Origin of the sequence: Microbacterium proteolyticum, from assembly GCF_030818075.1 — a bacterium.
GTDB lineage: Bacteria > Actinomycetota > Actinomycetes > Actinomycetales > Microbacteriaceae > Microbacterium > Microbacterium proteolyticum_A.
In genome coordinates this window covers 1,259,446-1,277,806 of the sequence record NZ_JAUSZZ010000001.1, presented here as the reverse complement: position 1 = coordinate 1,277,806, position 18,361 = coordinate 1,259,446, and the positions used below count along the sequence as shown (strand labels likewise).

At 70.3% G+C, this 18,361-nt stretch carries 16 protein-coding genes; 2 read left to right on the top strand and 14 right to left on the bottom strand.

Annotated features, from left to right (window positions below):
• Positions 1–237: 237 nt before the first annotated feature.
• On the bottom strand, positions 238–1,251 hold the full coding sequence (locus QE392_RS05895) for an aldo/keto reductase family protein (RefSeq protein WP_307449382.1): 1,014 nt from the start codon (positions 1,249–1,251) through the stop codon (positions 238–240).
• A 218-nt stretch (positions 1,252–1,469) separates the two neighbouring features.
• Here QE392_RS05895 and QE392_RS05890 point away from each other — a divergent pair, with 218 nt between their 5' ends.
• Positions 1,470–2,393, top strand: a complete 924-nt coding sequence (locus tag QE392_RS05890) for a pyridoxal-dependent decarboxylase (RefSeq protein WP_307449380.1) — start codon at positions 1,470–1,472, stop codon at positions 2,391–2,393.
• A gap of 127 nt (positions 2,394–2,520) precedes the next feature.
• On the opposite strand, the gene QE392_RS05885 is transcribed toward QE392_RS05890, so the two are convergent.
• The 12 genes from QE392_RS05885 to rlmN form a co-directional block, all read right to left on the bottom strand.
• Positions 2,521–4,143 (bottom strand): ABC transporter ATP-binding protein, encoded by a 1,623-nt coding sequence (locus tag QE392_RS05885; RefSeq protein ID WP_307449376.1) that lies wholly within the window; start codon positions 4,141–4,143, stop codon positions 2,521–2,523.
• The gene (locus tag QE392_RS05880; protein ID WP_307449373.1) at positions 4,140–4,745 is read right to left on the bottom strand and encodes a GbsR/MarR family transcriptional regulator; all 606 of its coding nucleotides are present in this window, start codon (positions 4,743–4,745) and stop codon (positions 4,140–4,142) included. The genes QE392_RS05885 and QE392_RS05880 overlap by 4 nt, the downstream gene beginning before the upstream one ends.
• Positions 4,742–6,268, bottom strand: a complete 1,527-nt coding sequence (locus tag QE392_RS05875) for a serine hydrolase domain-containing protein (protein ID WP_307449370.1) — start codon at positions 6,266–6,268, stop codon at positions 4,742–4,744. Before QE392_RS05875 ends, QE392_RS05880 begins: the two co-directional genes overlap by 4 nt.
• A gap of 2 nt (positions 6,269–6,270) precedes the next feature.
• Entirely contained in the window at positions 6,271–7,161 is an 891-nt protein-coding gene (locus tag QE392_RS05870) for an ABC transporter permease (RefSeq protein ID WP_307449367.1), read from the bottom strand.
• Positions 7,154–8,086, bottom strand: a complete 933-nt coding sequence (locus QE392_RS05865; RefSeq protein ID WP_307449363.1) for an ABC transporter permease — start codon at positions 8,084–8,086, stop codon at positions 7,154–7,156. Before QE392_RS05865 ends, QE392_RS05870 begins: the two co-directional genes overlap by 8 nt.
• Positions 8,083–9,423 (bottom strand): M14 family zinc carboxypeptidase, encoded by a 1,341-nt coding sequence (locus QE392_RS05860; protein WP_307449360.1) that lies wholly within the window; start codon positions 9,421–9,423, stop codon positions 8,083–8,085. The genes QE392_RS05865 and QE392_RS05860 overlap by 4 nt, the downstream gene beginning before the upstream one ends.
• A 60-nt stretch (positions 9,424–9,483) precedes the next feature.
• Positions 9,484–11,061 carry a peptide ABC transporter substrate-binding protein gene (locus tag QE392_RS05855; RefSeq protein ID WP_307449357.1) on the bottom strand — a complete coding sequence of 526 codons (1,578 nt, stop codon included), beginning with the start codon at positions 11,059–11,061 and terminating at the stop codon, positions 9,484–9,486.
• Positions 11,062–11,235: 174 nt separating this feature from the next.
• Positions 11,236–11,856, bottom strand: a complete 621-nt coding sequence (locus tag QE392_RS05850; protein WP_307449354.1) for a response regulator — start codon at positions 11,854–11,856, stop codon at positions 11,236–11,238.
• On the bottom strand, positions 11,853–13,106 hold the full coding sequence (locus QE392_RS05845; protein WP_307449350.1) for a sensor histidine kinase: 1,254 nt from the start codon (positions 13,104–13,106) through the stop codon (positions 11,853–11,855). The genes QE392_RS05850 and QE392_RS05845 overlap by 4 nt, the downstream gene beginning before the upstream one ends.
• A 1-nt stretch (position 13,107) precedes the next feature.
• A complete protein-coding gene (locus QE392_RS05840; RefSeq protein WP_307449347.1) occupies positions 13,108–13,911 on the bottom strand; it encodes an ABC transporter permease in 804 nt (267 codons plus the stop codon).
• Positions 13,908–14,783 carry an ABC transporter ATP-binding protein gene (locus QE392_RS05835; RefSeq protein WP_307449344.1) on the bottom strand — a complete coding sequence of 292 codons (876 nt, stop codon included), beginning with the start codon at positions 14,781–14,783 and terminating at the stop codon, positions 13,908–13,910. Before QE392_RS05835 ends, QE392_RS05840 begins: the two co-directional genes overlap by 4 nt.
• Before the next feature lie 89 nt (positions 14,784–14,872).
• The gene (gene rlmN / locus QE392_RS05830) at positions 14,873–16,216 is read right to left on the bottom strand and encodes a 23S rRNA (adenine(2503)-C(2))-methyltransferase RlmN (RefSeq protein ID WP_307449341.1); all 1,344 of its coding nucleotides are present in this window, start codon (positions 16,214–16,216) and stop codon (positions 14,873–14,875) included.
• Positions 16,217–16,359: 143 nt separating this feature from the next.
• Here rlmN and QE392_RS05825 point away from each other — a divergent pair, with 143 nt between their 5' ends.
• A complete protein-coding gene (locus QE392_RS05825; protein WP_307449339.1) occupies positions 16,360–17,268 on the top strand; it encodes a PRD domain-containing protein in 909 nt (302 codons plus the stop codon).
• Between the two features lie 3 nt (positions 17,269–17,271).
• Here QE392_RS05825 and QE392_RS05820 read toward each other — a convergent pair whose 3' ends face one another.
• A complete protein-coding gene (locus tag QE392_RS05820) occupies positions 17,272–18,267 on the bottom strand; it encodes a carbon-nitrogen hydrolase family protein (RefSeq protein WP_307449336.1) in 996 nt (331 codons plus the stop codon).
• Positions 18,268–18,361: the final 94 nt, after the last annotated feature.

Below are 18,361 nucleotides of genomic sequence, written 5' to 3'. Positions count from 1 at the left end.
CGCCGCCGCCCGGCCGGGGCGCCCTGCGCGCAGCCGCCCGCGGTCGCGTCGCGCGCCGAGATCACGCGATCCGCCCGAGATGACACGCGATTCCGCCGAATCACGGGTGATCTCGCGCAGACCGGGTCATCTCGCGGCCCGAGCCGGCCGCGCCGCGCGCCGCGTGCGCCCCCGCGCACGGCGCACGCACGCGAAAGCGGGCCGGGCGTGAACGCCCGACCCGCTGATCCGCCCGCGTCAGACCAGGCGCTGCTTCGGCGACACCTCGTACGTGTTCTCGGGGTCGGAGAACACCGCGTCTCCGAGCGCCGCGTCGATCGCGGCGAGGGTACCGGCATCCAGGGTCACGCCCGATGCCTTCACGGTGTCGGCGAGCTGTTCGGGGCGGGAGGCCCCCACGAGAGCGGCAGCGATGTTCGGGTTCTGCAGCACCCACGCGATCGCGAGCTGCGGCAGGCTGAGCCCGGCCCCGTCGGCGATCGGCTTGAGGCGCTGCACCGCTTCGAGCACGTCATCGCGCAGGAACCGCTTGATGAACGTGGCACCGCTCTTCTCGTCGGTCGCGCGCGAGCCCTCGGGCACGGGCTGACCGGGCAGGTACTTTCCGCTCAGCACACCCTGCGCCATCGGCGACCAGACGATCTGCGAAATGCCCAGCTCTTCGCTGGTCGGCACGACCTTGCCCTCGATCACGCGCCACAGCATGGAGTACTGCGGCTGGTTCGAGATGAGCTGGATGCCGAGCTGCTTCGCCAGCGCGTGACCCTCGCGCAACTGCTCGGCGGTCCACTCCGAGACGCCGATGTACAGCGCCTTACCCTGGCGGACCACGTCGGCGAAGGCCTGGAACGTCTCTTCCAGCGGGGTCTCGTAGTCGAATCGGTGCGCCTGGTAGAGGTCGACGTAGTCGGTGCCCAGGCGCTTCAGCGACCCGTTGATGGAGTCCATGATGTGCTTGCGGCTGAGCCCGGTGTCGTTCGGCCCCATGGGGCCGGTGGGGAAGTACACCTTCGTGAAGATCTCGAGCGACTCGCGGCGCTGACCCTCGAGGGCCCTGCCGAGCACCGTCTCTGCCGCCGTGTTGGCGTACGTGTCGGCGGTGTCGAACGTCGTGATGCCGGCGTCGAGCGCGGCGTGCACCGTCGCGATCGCGGCGTCGTCACCGACCTGCGAGCCATGGGTCACCCAGTTGCCGAGGGTGATCTCCGAGATCTTGAATCCACTGTTTCCGAGATAGCGATAACCGACCATCCCTCCACGCTAGAGGCCACGCGCCGCCCCCGCGACCGCTTCCCGCGGACCCCGGAACGGCCCGAGACGGCGTATCAGATCGTGCACGACGAGATGATGCTCGACGGCAACGCGCGCATGAACCTCGACACCTTCGTCGGCACGTGGATGGACGAGCACGCCGACCGGCTCTCCGCCGACGCGTACGACAAGAACAGATCGAGCGGACGTGCTGGCGCATGCTCGCCGACCTCTGGCACGCGCCCTCGGTCGACGGCGCCGCCGGCACCTCGACGATCGGCTCGGCGGAGGCGTGCATGCTCGGCGGCCTCGCCCTGAAGCGCCGTTGGCGGCACGCGCGCCGCGCCGCCGGGAAGTCGACCGAGAAGCCCAACCTCGTCATGAGCAGTGCCGCGCAGGCGTGCTGGGAGAAGTTCTGCAACTACGGGGACGTCGAGGCGCGCTACATCCCCGTCACCGACGAGCACCCGGTGTTCGACGGCCACGACCTCGCCGACTGCGTCGAGAACACGATCGGGGTCGTCGCCGTTATCGGGGTACTTACACGGGGGCGCGCAAGCCCGTGGCTTCCATCTCCCAGGCTTCTGGATGCCATCGAGCAGACGACCGGCCTCGACATCGCGATCCACGTCGACGGCGCGCCGTTCCTCCCGCCCGAGCTGGAGTGGGACTTCCGGCTCGAGCGCGTGCTCGGGACACAAGTACGGCGGCGTCTACCCGGTGTCGGGTGGATCTGGCGCGAAGAGAAGTGGCTGCCTGAAGATTTTGTGCTCCGGGCCAGCTATCTCGGCGGCGACATGCCCACGTTCGCGCTGAACTCCTCGCGCCCCGGGTGCTGCTGCAGTTCTCCCTGTTCCTCCGGCTCGGTTTCGAGGGGTACGCCACCGTGCAGCGGGGTCTGCAGAAGGTCGCGCTGCACCTGTCGCGCGGCATCGGGGAGATGGGTCCGTTCGAGCTCGTCAGCGACGGCAGCGACCTGCCGGTGTTCGCGCGGCGCATGCGCCCGGGCTACACCGAGAACTGGAACCTGCACCACCTCTCCCACCGGCTGCGCACACACGACTGGCTCGTGCCCGCATACCCGCTGCCCGACGACATGTCCGACCGCACCGTGCAGCGCATGGTGGTCCGGGCCGGGCTGAGCCTCGACATGGTCGGCGACCTGCCGACGACATCTGCATTGAGGTCTCATACCTCGACAAGCTGTAGTCGCCGATGCCGGTCGAGGGCACGGGCCCGGGGTTCCACCGCTGAGCCCGAGCCCGGGTGTCAGGCCGCCGCGGAGCGACGTCTCGCCTGCTCGCGCGGATCGGGGACGGGCACGGCGGCGATGAGCGCCCGGGTGTACTCCTCGCGCGGGGAGGTGAGCACCTCGCGACGCGTGCCCTCCTCGACGATCCGGCCCCGTTGGAGCACGACGACCCGGTCGCTCAGCTGGTCGACGACCGCGAGGTCGTGGCTGATGAACAGACACGCGAACCGCAGCTCCTCCTGCAGCCGCCGCACCAGGTCGAGAACGGTCGCCTGCACCGACACGTCGAGCGCCGACGTGGGCTCATCCGCCACCAACAGCCGAGGCTCGAGCGCGATCGCCCGCGCGATCGCGACGCGCTGGCGCTGACCACCCGACAGCTCGTGTGGAAAACGACCGGCCCAGGATGCCGGGAGCTCGACGTCCGACAACAGCGCGGCCACGCGCGCATCGCGTTCACGCCCCGAGAGGGAGGTGTGCGCCCGCAACGGCTCGGCGATCGACGCCCCGATGCTCATGCGGGGGTCGAGCGCCGCGGTGGAGTTCTGGAAGACGACCCCGACCGACCGCTTGACCGCGAGCGACTCCGTCCGGCGAGCGGTGCGCAGGTCGACGCCGTCGATGAGCACACGCCCCGAGGTGATCGGGGCAAGCCCCAGCGCGCACATGCCGATGGTGCTCTTGCCCGATCCCGACTCGCCGACGAGGGCCGTGGTGTGTCCGCGAGCGATCCGCAGGCTCACGTCGTCTACGGCCGTGAGGGCTCGTGCCCCACGGCCGTAGACGACCGTCAGCCCCTCGACGTCGAGCACGGTCTCTCCCTCTGCGGCGACCCCGGTGCGCTCCGAGGTGCCCAGGCGAGGAACGGCGGAGAGCAGCTCGCGCGTGTAGGAAGCCGACGGGGCGTCGAAGATGCGCTGCACGTCGGCGCGCTCCTGCACCTCGCCGCGGCGCAGGACCACGACACTGTCGGCCATGTCGGCGACCACGCCCATGTCGTGCGTGATGAGCAGCATGGCGGTGCCGGTGCGCTCGCGTAGCCGCCGCATCACGTCGAGCACCTCACGCTGCACGGTGACGTCGAGCGCGGTCGTCGGCTCGTCCGCGATGATGAGTTCCGGATCGCAGGCCAGGGCCATCGCGATCATGACGCGCTGCGCCTGACCCCCCGACAGCTGGTGCGGGTAGGAGCGCACCCGCGCGGCGGCATCCGGAATCTCCACCATCGTCAGAAGCTCGATCACGCGCGCCCGCCGCGCGGCGCGGTCCATCCCAGGTCGGTGCACGCGCAGCACCTCGTCGATCTGACGACCGATGGGGAAGACGGGATCGAGAGCGTTCATCGGGTCCTGGAAGACGACGGCGATGCGCGAGCCGCGGATCGCGTTCAAGCGGTTCTCATCGAGCGCGAGGAGGTCGACGCCCCCGAACAGCGCGGTGCCGCGCACGCGCGCCCGCTCGGGGAGCAACCCGACGAGGGCGAGAGCGCTGACGCTCTTGCCCGAGCCCGACTCGCCCACGAGCGCGACGATCTCCCCGCGGCCGACTGTCAGGTCGAGCCCCGAGACGGCGACGACGTCTTCGCCGCCGACGTCGAAGACCACCTCGAGGCCGGTGACCTCGAGCACGGGAGCGGTCACGAGCCCTGCTCCCCGTCGAGGGCGTCGGCGGGCGTCGGCCCGGAGGGCGTGGCCGATGCGTCGGCGGCGAGGGTGCTGTCGCGGTACTCCTGCCACTCGGCCAGCATCTTGCGGTGGTGCCCGACGAGCCATGTCATGTAGCGCAGAGCATTGGTCAGACGCGTCCGCGGCCGCGACGCGTCCTCGGGGAGCACGTCGAGTCCGAACTCGAGGGTCGAGTTGATGCGGCGGACGTAGTCGCGCTCACCGGCGAGGAAGCCTCCCCACACGTCGTCCTCGGTGCGGAAGTAGTGGCTGCGGTCGCCGGGAATGGCGTGGCGTTTGAGGAAGCCGAGGTTCACCAGCGCCCGGGTCGACATCGAGACCGCGCCCGCGCTCGCCTGCAGGAGGTCGGCGATGCGGGCGGACGACAGGTAGGGCTCGTCGACGATCAGCAGGAGCGCGAGGACGCGGCCCTCCATCCGCGGGTTACCGGCGGCGCCCCACGCGTACGCGAAGTCCTCCACGAACGCGCTCACGGCCTCGTCGAGCACATCGGAGGGGGCAGTGGCCGGAATGTCGGCGTGCGGGCGTTCGGTCTCGGCGCGTTCTTCGTCCGTCACAGGGCCATCCCCTTCAGCAGCTCCGACGGCTGCTCCGTCGACAGAGCGTAGCGATAGCGGTCGAAGGGCCACATCGACATGCCGCTCAACCGGATCGAGTCGACGCCGCCCGCGGCATCCCGCTCGACGCTCACGGGCTCCCCGGTGGCCCCGAAGCTCGCGCGGGTCGGCAGACACAGGGTCCCGTCGGCGTCGACGTCGAGCACCTCGGCGGAGCGGGCGGGATCGGGGTCGGCCGGGTGCAGCACCACGGTGGCCCCGCCGAAGTCGACGAGGTCGGCCACGCTCCACATACTCGCGAACCGCCCCGTTGTCTCGGCTTCACCCGGCTCGCGGTCGAGTTGAGCGAGGGCCAGGCGCAGGATGCCGACGGCCCCCGTCGCGAGAACGTCGGCGGGCCCGTCGATGGCGTTGGTCAGCACGCTCACGACGATGTCGTCATCGAGGTCGAGCCACGTGCGCGTGATGTGGCCGGGGTAGCCTCCGCTGTGCCCGATGAGGACCACGCCGTCGAGGTCGCGCACGTCGAAGCCGAGCCCATAGTGCCGGACGACGCCGGCGTGCTCGACGTCGGACTCCCGCCGCTGCAGCAGCCGCTTCGACGCGTCCGAGACGAGGGTGTCGTCGCCGGGCGTGTGCGCGGCGAGGTAGGCCGAGAGGTCTCGCGCGGTGCCGAACCACCCGGTCGCCGCCGCCATGGCGCGAGTGTCGACGTGGGGGATCACGCGCCGCGGCGCACCCGCCTGAAGCGCTGCGCTGTGACCGGCGGCGAAGTCGTCGGCGCGGTCGGGGTCCCATTCGGGTCCGAGATCGTCGAGGCCGAGCGGCCGCACGATGTTGTCGACGACGTATTGCGCGTACGAGATCCCCGCCGCGGCCTCGATCACGAGACCCAGCAGCGAGTACCCGACATTTGAATACTTGAAGTGCTCGTTCGGGGCGAACACCCGCCCTTCCTCCGCCGCCATGCGAAGGATCTCGGCACGATCCGGGAACGGCAACCCGCGCTGCCAGAAGTCGGCGACGACGCCGTCGCGGATGACGCCGCCCTGGTGCCCCAGCAGCTCGCGCACGGTGACCGCGCCCACCTCGGCATCCGCCAGGTCGGGCAGCCATCGAGAGAGCGCGTCGTCGAGGCGCAGCATCCCCCGTTCGACGAGCTGCAGCACCGCGGTCGCGGTGAACGTCTTCGAGTGCGAAGCGATGCGGAACAGATGGCGCGTCGTCAGCGGCTCGGACGTCGCGGCGTCGGCGACGCCCCATGCCTCGTCGAGCAGCAGCTCGCCGCGGTGGCGGATCGCGACCTGGATGCCGGGAACCCCCCGCAGCTCGTGCTGAAAGCCGATCCACTGGGCGACGTAGGCGGCGCCCGCGCGGAGGAGCTCGTCACGTCGGGCTGCGGCGGCTTCCGATGTCGCCGCACTGTCCCCGAGCGTCGACGCGGACCCGAGCGCGGTGGCGGGGGCGTCCGGGGCGGTGGCATCGGTGAGCGTCGCGGCGGGGACGGAGGAAGGGGTCGACACGGTCAGCGTCCTTTCGGGTCGAGGGCGTCGCGCACGGTGTCGCCCAGCGTGATGAGCGCCAGCACGGTGATGCTGAGGAAGAGCGCGGGGAACAGGAGCATGTGTGGGGCCGTGCCGACGTACGACTGCGCGTTGGCCAGTTGCAGACCCCACGAGATCGTCGGGGCGCGCAGCCCCACCCCGAGGAAGGTCAGTGTCGACTCGGCGACGATGACGCTTCCGACGAAGGTGGCGGCGATGGCGAGCACCGGTCCGATCGCGTTGGGAAGCACGTGCCGGAGGACGATCTGCACGGGCGACAGCCCGATGACGGACGCCGCGCGAACGTAGTCGGCGCCGCGGACGCTGCGCACGGCACCCCGCACAAGCCGGGCCATCGTGGGCCAGGAGAAGAAGGCGAGCACCAGCGAGACGAGCACAGGGTCCGGCTTGCCGAGGCTGTTGAGCACGATGATCGCGCCCAGGATGAACGGGAATCCCAGGAAGATGTCGGTCAGGCGCGAGATGATCGTGTCGGCGATACCTCCCGCGTACCCGGCGATGGTGCCGAGCACGATGGCGACGACGAGGCACAGCGCGGTGGTCAGCAGGCCGATCGACAGCGATGTGCGTGTGCCGAAGACGACGTTCGCGTAAATGTCGCACCCCTGCAGGTCGGTCCCGAACGGATGGCCGGCGCCGGGCGGCAGGGCGCTGTCGACGAGATCGCACGCGCGCGGGTCCCCGCCGCCGAACAGCATCGCGATCGGACCGGGAACGATGGCGATCAGGCCCAGCACGGCCAGGACGGCGACGGGCGCCCAGAAGGTCATCCGTCGACGCAGCACCGACCACAGGCCGCGGTGGACGAAGATCGGCTGGTCGGGTGCGGTGGCGGCGATCATCTCAGACATGGCGGATCCTCGGGTCGAGGGCGGAGTTGACGAGGTCGACCAGCAGGCTCAGCGCCAGGAAGATCAAGATCAGCGTCGTCCCGACTCCCACCACCGTAGGCCCCTCGTGCGTGCGGATGGCGGTGAACAGCAACTGCCCGATCCCGGGCAGATTGAACACACCCTCGACCACGACGGCCCCGCCGAGCAGATACCCCAGGTCGATGGCGACGAAGGTGAGGACGGGCGCGACGGAGTTGCGCATCACGTGCGTGCCCACGATGGTGCGCCGCGGCACGCCCTTCGCCCGCAGCGTCCGCACGAAGTCGGACTGGAGCGTGTCGATGACGCTTCCGCGCATGAGGCGCGCGATGGCTGCGAGGCCGAAGATCGCGATGACGGATGCCGGGAGGATGTACGCCGTCGGCCACCCCGCGGTCGTCCCCGCGATGGGCAGCCACTTCAGCTGAAGGCCGAAAATGAGCTGCGCCCCCACTGCGACGACGAAGATGGGGATCGAGGTCGCGAGGATCGTGGTCAGGAGCACACCGCGATCGATCCAGCTGTTCTTACGGAGCCCCGCCATCAGGCCGAGGAGAACCCCCAGCACGACCTCGATCACCCACGCCGTGAGGGCCAGGGTGATCGTCACCGGCCAGCGCGCCGCCATCCGGTCGGCCACCGGCACACCGTCGAAGGTCGTGCCCAGATCGCCCGTGAGCAGACCGGCGAGGTAGCGCAGGTACTGCAGGAACAGGGGATCGTCGAGGTGGAACTGACGACGTAGTTCCGCGACCACCGTGGGCGGGAGCGGACGGTCACCGCCCAGCGCCGCGATCGGATCCCCCGGGAGAGCCCACACCATCGCGTAGATGATGAAGGTGACGCCGAGGAAGACGATGCCGACCTCGAACAGGCGGCGCCCCGTGGCGCGTGCGAACCTCACGCGGTCACCGCCGCGCGGGCCGCCGCGAGGACGGCGTCAAGCTGCACGCCGACGAGGTCGGCGAGAGGGAGAGGGCGAAGCGGCACGCGTACCGCCTCGGCGACCCACTCCTCGTACACGCGGCGGAACGCATCGCACTCCCGGCGGACCGTGTCGTGGGCGACGCCCGCCGCGCACTCCACCTCGAGTGCCCGCAAGAGCATGCCCCCGAACCGCAGGCGGAAGGACCGCACGGAATCCTCGTTCGAAAAGACCTCCGCCCGCGTCGCGATGCGGTCGATGTCGAGGCGCCGTGCCCGCTCGTCTTCCGCGTCGGCGAGGGCCGTCATGAGCGGCGCGAAGGCTCGCGCCCCGCGCAACATCGGGCTCGGGATCGTCACGTACGCGTCGACGCGCGAGAGCGCGCCCGTCAGGGTGCCGCCGAGCGCGCGCAGCCGCTCGGCGCGGTCCTGTACGACCCGCTTGTACGGCATCCCGCTCGGTGCGTCGTCGACGACGTCGTCGTGCGTCCAGTACGGCAGTTCGGCGACCATGATCAGCGTGCCGTAGCGCTGCAGGTAGTCGGCCGACCCTCCGCCGGATGCCTCCGCGAGTGGGTCGAGTCCGAGCCCCTCGAGGTAGTCGTACCGCTCGGCGACGGTCGGGCAGCGGAAGACGGCATCGCCCAGGCGCACGAGGTCGGGCGATTCGGGCTCGCCGTTGTCGAGCGGCAGGTCGTGGCGGGCGGGGATCGCCGACAGTTCGGTCACCAACGCCTCGTCGTCGCGGCTGACGTAGAAGTACACCCCGCCGACCTCGGCGTTGTGCAGCCCCACGAACAGGGCCGGCTCGAGCGCGTCGAAGAGGTCGGCGAGGGCGCGGGTCTCGGGGAGCACCCGGTCGAAGTGCAGCCGCTTGTAGGAGAGGGGAAAACTCCACTCGACCTGTTCGTCGGGAGCCGGCCGGTAGAAGGCCCGCCCGTAGGCGCCGCGATCGCTGGGCGAGGCGAACCATCCCTCGTTCAAACGGGTGCCGTCGGGGTCGATGCACGGCACGATGTGGAACGTCATGTCGAGTTCGTGGCGCAGGCCCTTGTCGGCGACGAGCCGCTCGGCGAGGGCGAGCGCGGTGTGGAAGCCGATCGGCTCGTTCGGGTGCACGCCCCCGGCGATGACGGCGTGTGCGGGTCCGTCGCCGATCTCGTACACGGCGATGGGCTCGCCCAGCCGCGACGAGCCCAGGATGCGGCGGCGCACCAGATGCGGCGCCCTCTCGGACAGCGCGAGGAAAGCCGCCTCGAGGGCGTCGACCGTGGGAAAGCCCGTGAGTGCGGGCGGTGGGACGGTGAGTGAAGGCATGGGGATTCCGTGGGTCGACGACCGGCGCGCGGTGGGGGCTCCGCGCGCCGGCCGGGGCGGTCAGCGCAACTGGATCGCGCGATAGGTCGGGTTGCCCACCGGGGAACTCACGAGATCGGCGACCCGTTCCGACGTGACGTAGGAGTACGTCTCGAAGAACAGGGGCACCGCGGGGAACTCCTTCTGGATGATCTCCTGCACGTCGGCGTAGGCGGTGCCGTCGCCCGTCAGGTCGGCGTCGGCCGTCTGCATGGCGGCGCTCACCTGGGGGCTGTAGAAGGGGATGCAGTTCGCGCAGCCGCCGCCCTCGATGAAGAACACCCGCAGCGTCGCCTGCTGGCTCGGGTACAGGGCTCCCCAGCGCGAGAAGAACGGCCCCGTGAGGCTGGCATCCGTGCGCTTCTGAAGGAACTCGGCCCAGTCCGCGGTCGGAGTGGCCGTCGCGTCGATGCCGAGGTTCTGCCGCAGCTGGTTGGCGATCGCCTCGTAGAGGGGGTCGAGGCCCCCACCGCCCGGGTAGGTGATCTCGAGCGGACCGCTGAATCCGCCCGCCTCAGCGAGAAGTGCCTTCGCCGCGTCGGGGTCGTAATCGCAGTACTCGCCGCAGATCCCCACCGGCGTTCCGGGCTCGATGGCCGGGGTCCACGCGGTGGCCGGGGTGTACGTACCGCCGTAGATGCGGTCGATGATCGTCTGCCTGTCGATCGCCATCGACAGCGCCTGACGTACGCGCACGTCTTGGTATTGCGGGTTCCACAGGGGCAGGCCGAGGAACGAGATGCCGGGCGCCTCGAACGAATAGAGGCGGTCTCCGAAGTCGCTGCTCGCCTGGATGAGACGGCTCGCCGGCACGCCCGCGACGTCGAGGTTGCCCGCGAGCACGTCGGTGTAGGCGGTCTCGGAGTCGGTGTAGGGCACGAAGGTGATCTCATTGACGGTCGGGGCCTCGCCCTTGAACCCGTCATACGCGGAAACCGTGATCGGCTCGTTCTCGACGTAGTCGCCCGTCATCTGAAACGGTCCGTTGCCCACGGGGTGCGCGTTGTACGCGTCGAAGTCCGACAACGCCGATTCCGGCATCGGGAAGAACGCGGTCTGCGCCTGCGTGACCTGCAGCGGGAACTGGCCGTCGGGACTGACCAGCTCCACCGTGAAGGTCAGGTCGTCGACGACGGTCAGGCCTGACATCGCCGTGGTCGTCGGCGTTCCCTCGGCGGGGTTGAGATCGGTGTATCCGACGATGGATGCCAACTGCCCCGAGTTCTCGAAGGCGTTGGGGCCGTACGCGACGGCGTTCCAGGAGTCGACGTAGCTCTGCGCCGTGACAGGGGTCCCGTCGTGGAACGTCCATCCGTCGCGGAGCGTGATCGTCCACGTCTGAGCGTCGTCCGACTCGATGGACTCGGCCTGTACGTTCTGCAGAGTCCCGTCGGACTGGAGGAAGGCCAGCGGAGACCACACGGCCATGTTGAAGTCATAGGCGATGGACTGCCTGCCGGGGATGAGTTGCTGCGGGTCGGTGACGGCCACGCGGATGGATACGTCTGCGGGGCCGGTCTCATCGCCGCCACCGCCGGAGCAGCCGGCGAGCGCGAGCGCGCCGGCGACCAGGACGGCGAGCGCGATTCTTCTCTTCATCAGGAGCCTCTCGGGAAAGGGCGGCGTTCCGCGCCCATGGTGGGATGCAGGTGGAACTGCGCCCAGAGAACACCGGTGTCGCTGTACCGTCAATGCGAAACGTTCAGAAGTTTCAGTGAGAGATGAAAATTTAACCGGAGGGAAACACCCCCGCTCCCCGCCGGCGTTGCTCCGTCAAAGGATGCCGAGCTCCATCGCGCGCGTCACGGCGCGGGTGCGGTCGGCGACGTCGAGCTTCGCGAAGGCCTTCAGGAGGTGCGTCTTCACCGTGGCCTCGCCCAGGTGCAGGCGCAGCCCGATCTCGCGGTTGCTCAGCCCCTGCGCGACGTGGCCGAGCACCTCGACCTCGCGCGGCGTGAGAAGCGGCGTCGACGCCGGACGCCCCGCGTGCGCGACGAGCACCCGCGCCACGCTCGGGGCCAGCGCGACCTCCCCGGCGGCCACGGCGCGGATGCCGGCGAGCAGCTCGGCTTCGGGCGCGGCCTTCAGCAGGTATCCGGACGCCCCCGCCGCGACCGCGCGCACGATGACGTCATCGCTCTCGTACGTCGTCAGCACGATGACGCGCGTCTCCGGCACCGCCTCGCGCAGCAGCGCCGTCGCCTCATCGCCGTCGCGGCGTGGCATCCGCATGTCCATCAGCACGACGTCGGGTCGCTCGCGCTCGACGACGGCCACCGCCTCGACGCCGTCGGCGGCGACGCCGACCACGGTCATGTCGTCGGTGGCATCCAGGATGCCGACGAGCCCTGCCCGCACGATCGGGTGATCGTCGACGATGACGACACGGATCACGCGCGCACCGTCTCTCGCGGGACGCGCGCGGTCACCACGACCGCGCCGGGGGTGCCGTCGACGTGGAGGTGACCGCCTAGATGCGCCAGGCGCGCCCGCAGCCCGTCGAGGCCGAAGCCCTCGGCGCGGGCGGCGGGGTCGAAGCCCGCGCCGTCGTCGCCGACGCGGAGCTCCACGGCACCGTCGACCTCGACGAGCGTGACCTCGATCCGCGCCGCACCGGAATGCCGACGCGCGTTCGACAGGCCTTCCTGCGCGCAGCGCAGGAGCGCGACCTCGCTCTCGCGGTCGAGACCCGTGACGGCGTCGACCCGCGAGGCGATCTCGAGGCCCGACTCACGGGCGATACGCGTGACGAGCAGGGGAAGGGCCGCAGCCAGACCCTCGCCGTGCGAGACGGGAGCGCCCGCCGCGACGAGCGTGCGCGTCTCGGCGAGCGCCTCACGTGCCGCGTCTTCGATCAGGGCGAGGGTGTCGTCCGACAGCGTTCCCGCCCCGCGCTCCCGGCGCGCACGCTGGGCGAGCAGCACGGTGCCCGCGAGAGTCTGCGCGATCGTGTCGTGCAGCTCCGCGGCCAAGCGCTCGCGCTCGTGCACGACGCCCGCGTCGCGGTGGAGCGCCGCCAGCTCGTCTTGCGCGGCCGTGAGGCGGTCGAGGAGATCCTGGGTTTGCGTGCCGTGGCGATACACCGCGCTGAACCACAGCCCCAGACCGATATTGCCCGCGAACGAGACCGCCTGGATGACGGCCGCGTTCACCCAGGCTCTGGCGTCGCCACCCGCGGCCAGCGCCAAGAAGACCGCGACGCTCGACAGCGCTGTCCAGCCGATGGCCTCACGGCGCCGCGACGAGACCACCCACAGCAGCGGATACGAGGCGAACTGGATCATCGCGACCCAGGGTGCGAGCGCGACGGCAACCGTCAGCAACACGACGGTCGATACCATGACGACACCGGCGAGCGCCCGCGCATCGTCGTGGCCGAGCAGGCGTGGCAGACTCCGCAGCACGACGGCGGCGTGCAGCACGACGGCCGCGACGGCGCCGAGAGCGGCGGGCCACGACACTGGGCCCATCAGCGCACTGACCACCGCGGTACCGGCGCCGACGAGACCGGCGACGCCGTACGTCAGCGACCACCCCCGCACTCCGCACCACACGCCCTGCACCCGATCGCACACGGCCAGATCGCGCGCGACGGGCGCGTCGACCGCGGCGGAGACGTTGGACGGGGTCGCGCGAGGCGGCATGTCACGCGTCCTTGCGGATCCATCGGAACGTCACGCGCACCAGCGCGAGACCCACCACCAGCCACAGCGCCGTCACGAGGAGGATCAGCGGGTGGTCCCACGAGCCTGAGGGCTCGGCATCCGCGAAGCTCTCGGGCAGGAACACCGAGCGGAAGCCCTGCGCGAGCCACTTCAGCGGGAAGACGCTCGCCACGTTCTGCAGCCACTCCGGAAGGGCCGCGAAGTTGATGTAGACGCCCGAGATGAACTGCAGCAGCAGCACGATCGGGATGACGACGCCGGTGGCGCTGCGACCGGTGCGCGGCAGCGCCGACAGGCCGATGCCGAGGATCGCGCAGGTGGTCACACCCAGCAGGAACACCCACGCGAAGGTGAGCCAGCGCTCGGGCTCCGTCGGCAGCGGCACGCTGAAGAAGACCGCGGCGACCACGATGAGCAGCACCGACTGCAGGAAGCCGGTGACCAGCACCTGGCCGAGCTTGCCGATGAAGTACGACACCGGGCTCAGCGGCGTGCCGCCGAGGCGCTTGAGCGTGCCGTCGCTGCGTTCCATCGCGATGTCGATCGACATGTTCTGCAGGCCCGACAGCAGCACGCCCGCGGCGAGCATCGCGGGGAGGTAGAACTGCGCGGCATCCACCTCGTCGCCGGGAGGGCCGAACGTCTGGGCGTCGAAGGCGACGGCGAAGATCAGCAGGATCATCATGGGGAACAGGAACGTGAAGAAGACGGAGTCGCCCTGCCGGAAGTACGACCGCACCTCGAAGACGATGCGGGCGGCGCCCAGGCGCAGCACCCGGCTCACGCGAGGCCTCCGGCCGCCGTGGTGCGGCGCGCTTCGTCGCCGAGGAACGACAGGTACACGTCTTCGAGACTCGGGCGCACGACCTCGAGCCGGTCGGGTTCGCCGCCGCGGGCATAGAGGGCGGCGACGAAAGCGCCCGGATCCTCGGTGCGCTCCTCGTGCATCGCGTCTCCCTCGCGCCACCGCACGATCGGCACGCGTGCCCCGGGGCCGCCGAGGTCGTCGATCGGTCCCACGGATGCCACCTCGCCGGCGACGATGATCGCGGCGCGCTCCGCGAGCTCGGCGGCCTCGTCGAGATAGTGGGTGGTCAGCAGGATCGTCGTGCCCTCGGCCTGCAGCTGCCGGATGAGCTCCCAGAACTGCCGCCTCACCTCCGGGTCGAAGCCGGTCGTGGGTTCGTCGAGGAACAGCAGTTCGGGGCGGCCGATGATGCCGAGGGCGACGTCGACCCGGCGACGCTGTCCGCCCGAGAGCTTTCGGACGCTCACCTTCGCCTTCTCGCTCAGCCCCACCGCGGCGATCACCTCATCCACGTCGCGCGGGCGTGGGTAGAACGAGGCGAAGTGCGCGAGCAGCTCCCGCACGGTCGCCGTGGGCGCCTCGCCGGTGTTCTGCAGCACGATCCCAAGGCGCGCCTTCCAGTCGAGGCCACCGCGGTGCGGGTCGACCCCGAGAACGCTCACCTCGCCGCTCGTGCGGTCGCGGTAGCCCTCGAGGATCTCGATGACGGTGCTCTTGCCCGCGCCGTTGGGCCCGAGCAGGGCGAACGTCTCGCCACGGCCGATGTCGAAGCTCACCCCGCGCAGGGCCTCGAGGCCGCCACGGTAGGTCTTGCGCAGGTTCTCCACCCGCACGACGTTCTCGCTCATGCCCTCAGTCTGACCGGACGCGGCCGCGACGGGAACGACGAAGCGATGGAGTCGGCATCCACCGATCGGTGGACGGTCGCGGAGGGACCTCAGCCGACCGGCGTCGCCGCAGCGGCGACCTCGTCCTCTTCGGTCGCGACGAGCTGGCCGCACGCGCCGTCGATCTCCTTGCCGCGGGTGTCGCGGAGGGTGGTCGGGATGCCGGCGTCGTTGAGGCGCCGCACGAACTCGTTCTGCACGGGCACCTCGGATGCCGTCCAGATCGACCCGGGCGTCGGGTTCAGCGGGATGGGGTTCACGTGCACCCAGCCCCGACCGCGGGCGTTGAGCTTGTCGGCCAGCAGGTCGGCGCGCCAGGCGTGGTCGTTCATGTCTTTGATCAGGGCGTATTCGATCGACACGCGGCGCCCGGTCTTGTCGAAATAGGCGCGCGCGGCATCCAGAGCCTCATCGACCTTCCAGCGCGAGTTCACCGGGATGAGCTCGTCGCGCAGGCCGTCGTCGGGGGCGTGGAGCGACAGGGCGAAGGTCACCGGGATGTCTTCATCGGCGAGCTTCTTGATCGCGGGCACCAGGCCGACGGTCGAGACCGTGATGCCGCGGGCGCTCATGCCGAGGCCGTGCTCCTTGTCGACCATGACCCGCACGGCCTGCATGACGCGCGCGTAGTTGGCGAGCGGCTCCCCCATGCCCATGAAGACGATGTTCGAGACGCGGTCCAGCGAGTGGTCGTCGCGCTTCTTGCCGCCGAGTCCCCCGGCGGCGATGAGGGCGTTGGCCCGCACGATCTGCTCGATGATCTCGGCCGCCGACATGTTGCGGGTCAGGCCCGCCTGCCCGGTGGCGCAGAACGGGCAGTTCATGCCGCACCCGGCCTGCGACGACACGCAGAGGGTGATGCGGCCGGGGTAGCGCATGAGCACGGACTCCACGAGCGCACCGTCGTGCAGCTTCCAGAGGAACTTGATGGTGTCGCCGCGGTCGGTCTCGAGTCGGCGCACCTCGGTGAGCAGCGGCGGGAGCATCCCTGCGACGAGTTCTTCGCGACCGGATGCCGGCAGGTCGGTCATGTCGGCGGCATCCGAGGTGTAGTGCGTGAAGTAGTGCTTCTCGAGCTGCTTCGCGCGGAAGCCGGGGAGGCCCAGCTCCTTGACCTTCGCGACGCGCTCGGCGGCGGTGAGGTCGGCGAGATGCACGGGCGGCTTGCCGCGCTTGGGGCTGGCGAACTGCAGGAGCGGACGCCCGGTCTCGTCTTTGGCCTGCTGCCACCCCTCGGTCTTCGGCCGGACCTGACGGGCGGGCGCGGTCCGCGGACGCGTCTCGCGGATGCCGGTGCTCTTCGGCGTCGTCTCGCGGATGCCGGTGTCAGCAGGCGCCCCCGCGGGGCGCGCCTGCCGGGGTGTGGTGGAGCGCACGGGGGGCTGGTCAGTCATGGTTTCCAGGGTACCGGGGCGCGCCTGCACCGCGGCTGGGCACCGTCTCACCCGCGTGAGGAGTCAAATTTTGTCGCCGAGAGCGGCCCCCGGCGACAGTTCCTGACCCCTCACGCGGGGACGCAGCGCCCTAGGATGCTCACGTGCCCGGTGCCGGTGAAGCCCCCATCCCGCCCGGCGGCGTGCAGAAGCTGCTGAACAACAACGTCGTCGTGGCGATCGACGCCGACGGCCGCGAGCGGGTGCTCATGGGCCGGGGCATCGGCTTCCAGCTCAAGCACGACGGCCGCGTCGATCCGTCGAAGGTCGAGAAGACCTTCGTGCTCGACCAGGGCAGCGACACCGCCCACGCGCAGAAACTCCTCACCGACGCCCCGTACGCGCTCGTGCAGGCGGTGCTGCGCGCGGTAGACGAGGCCGAACGCGAGCTGGGCCGCGACCTCGGCCGTCGCCTGCCCCTCGCCGTGATCGACCACGTGAACTACGTCATCGAGCGACTCGACCAGGGCATCCGCATCCCGGGCACGTCGATGCCCGAGCTTCGCATCCTGCACCCCGACGAGTCGCGCGCCGCCGAGCACATGGCCGCCTCGATCGCGGCATCCCTCGATCGCGAGCTCCCGCCGGAAGAGGGGGTGTTCCTGACGATGCACCTGCTCAACGCCACGCGCGACGAACCGAACGGCACGGCGGCGTTGCTCTTCCGCCGCGTGCAGCACGTGGTGCGCACGGTCGAGACCGGGCTCGGCGTCGACCTCGACACGACGAGCCCCGACTACGCGCGCTTCATCCTGCACGTGCGCTTCTTGCTGCAGCGCCTCGTCGATCGCACCATGCTCGCCAGCGGCGACTCGTCGTTCTTCGAGTTCGCGAAGCACCGCTACCCCCGGGCGTTCGGGATCGCCGAGGCGGTGAAGGCGTACGTGCTCGCCGCCACGGGCTCCACCCTCACCGACGAAGAAGTGCTGTACCTGATCGTCCACGTCGAGCGCCTGGCGACGAGCATGGGGCGCGCCGACACCTCGGGCGCCCCCGGAGCGCCGGCGCTCTGACGCTCAGTCGCCGACGACGATCGGGGCGAGGACGTGCTCCTCGCCGGAGTCCGCGGTCGCGCCGCTCAATGTCGCGGGCGTGCGAGCCGTGCGGTCGACGGTGAGCGAGAAGACGTCGGGCCGGCTGTAGTGGCCGACCGGGTCGGCGAACTTCTTCGCGATGTCGATGGTCCGCAGGTCGAGGTCGGCGTAGACGAGTCCTTCCGTGCCGGGGTCGAGGGCCTCGGTGAGCAGCGACCCGTCGGGGCCGTAGATGCGCGCGTATCCGCCGCCGAGGTCGATGATCGGCGAAGGGGTTCCGTTCACGAGGAAGTTCTGCGCCCCCTCCGCGCTGAGGATCTGGGTCGAGACGACGACGAAGGCCCCGCCCTCGAGGGCGTAGGTCCGGCTCACCGCCATCGACGGCTCCCACCCCAACGACGGGTGCTCGGCGAAGATCCCGAAGCAGGGCCAGCCGGCGACGTGGATCTGCTCGTGCTGGGCGTACATCGCGAACTTCACGAGAGGCTGCAGGTGCTCCCAGCAGTTGAGAGCACCCAACCGCGCATGTGCGGTCTCGATCACCTGGAGGTCGCCGCCGTCGCCCTCGCCGAAGAGCGTCCGCTCGGCGTGGGTGGGCTTGAGCTTGCGCCGGTGCAGGAGGATCTCGCCGGCGGGGCCGATCACCAGCTGCGCCATGTAGAGCGAACCGTGGTCCTGCTCGCTCAGGCCCAGCACCACCGTGATGCCGTGGGCGGCGGCGGCCTCCCGGATGCGGGCGATCTCGGGACCGTCGACGCTCGGCGATGCGGCGTGATACCGGGCGATGGAGGGGATCTGTTCGGGGACGGGGTATGCCCAGAGGAAGATCGGGTACCCCGGGAGCCAGGTCTCCGGGAACGCCACGATCTCCGCCCCGTTGGCGGCGGCCTCGGCGATGAGATCGATGGTCTTGACGACGGTGGCATCCAGGTCGAACCAGCCCGGCTCGGCTTGGACGGCGGCGACGCGAACGGTCATGAGGACTCCTCGGTAGTAGGTGAGGCGACAGTACGAGCCGGTCTCGCCACGTCGAAGGCGAATCGTGCAGCCGATCGTGCACTTTCTGCAGATC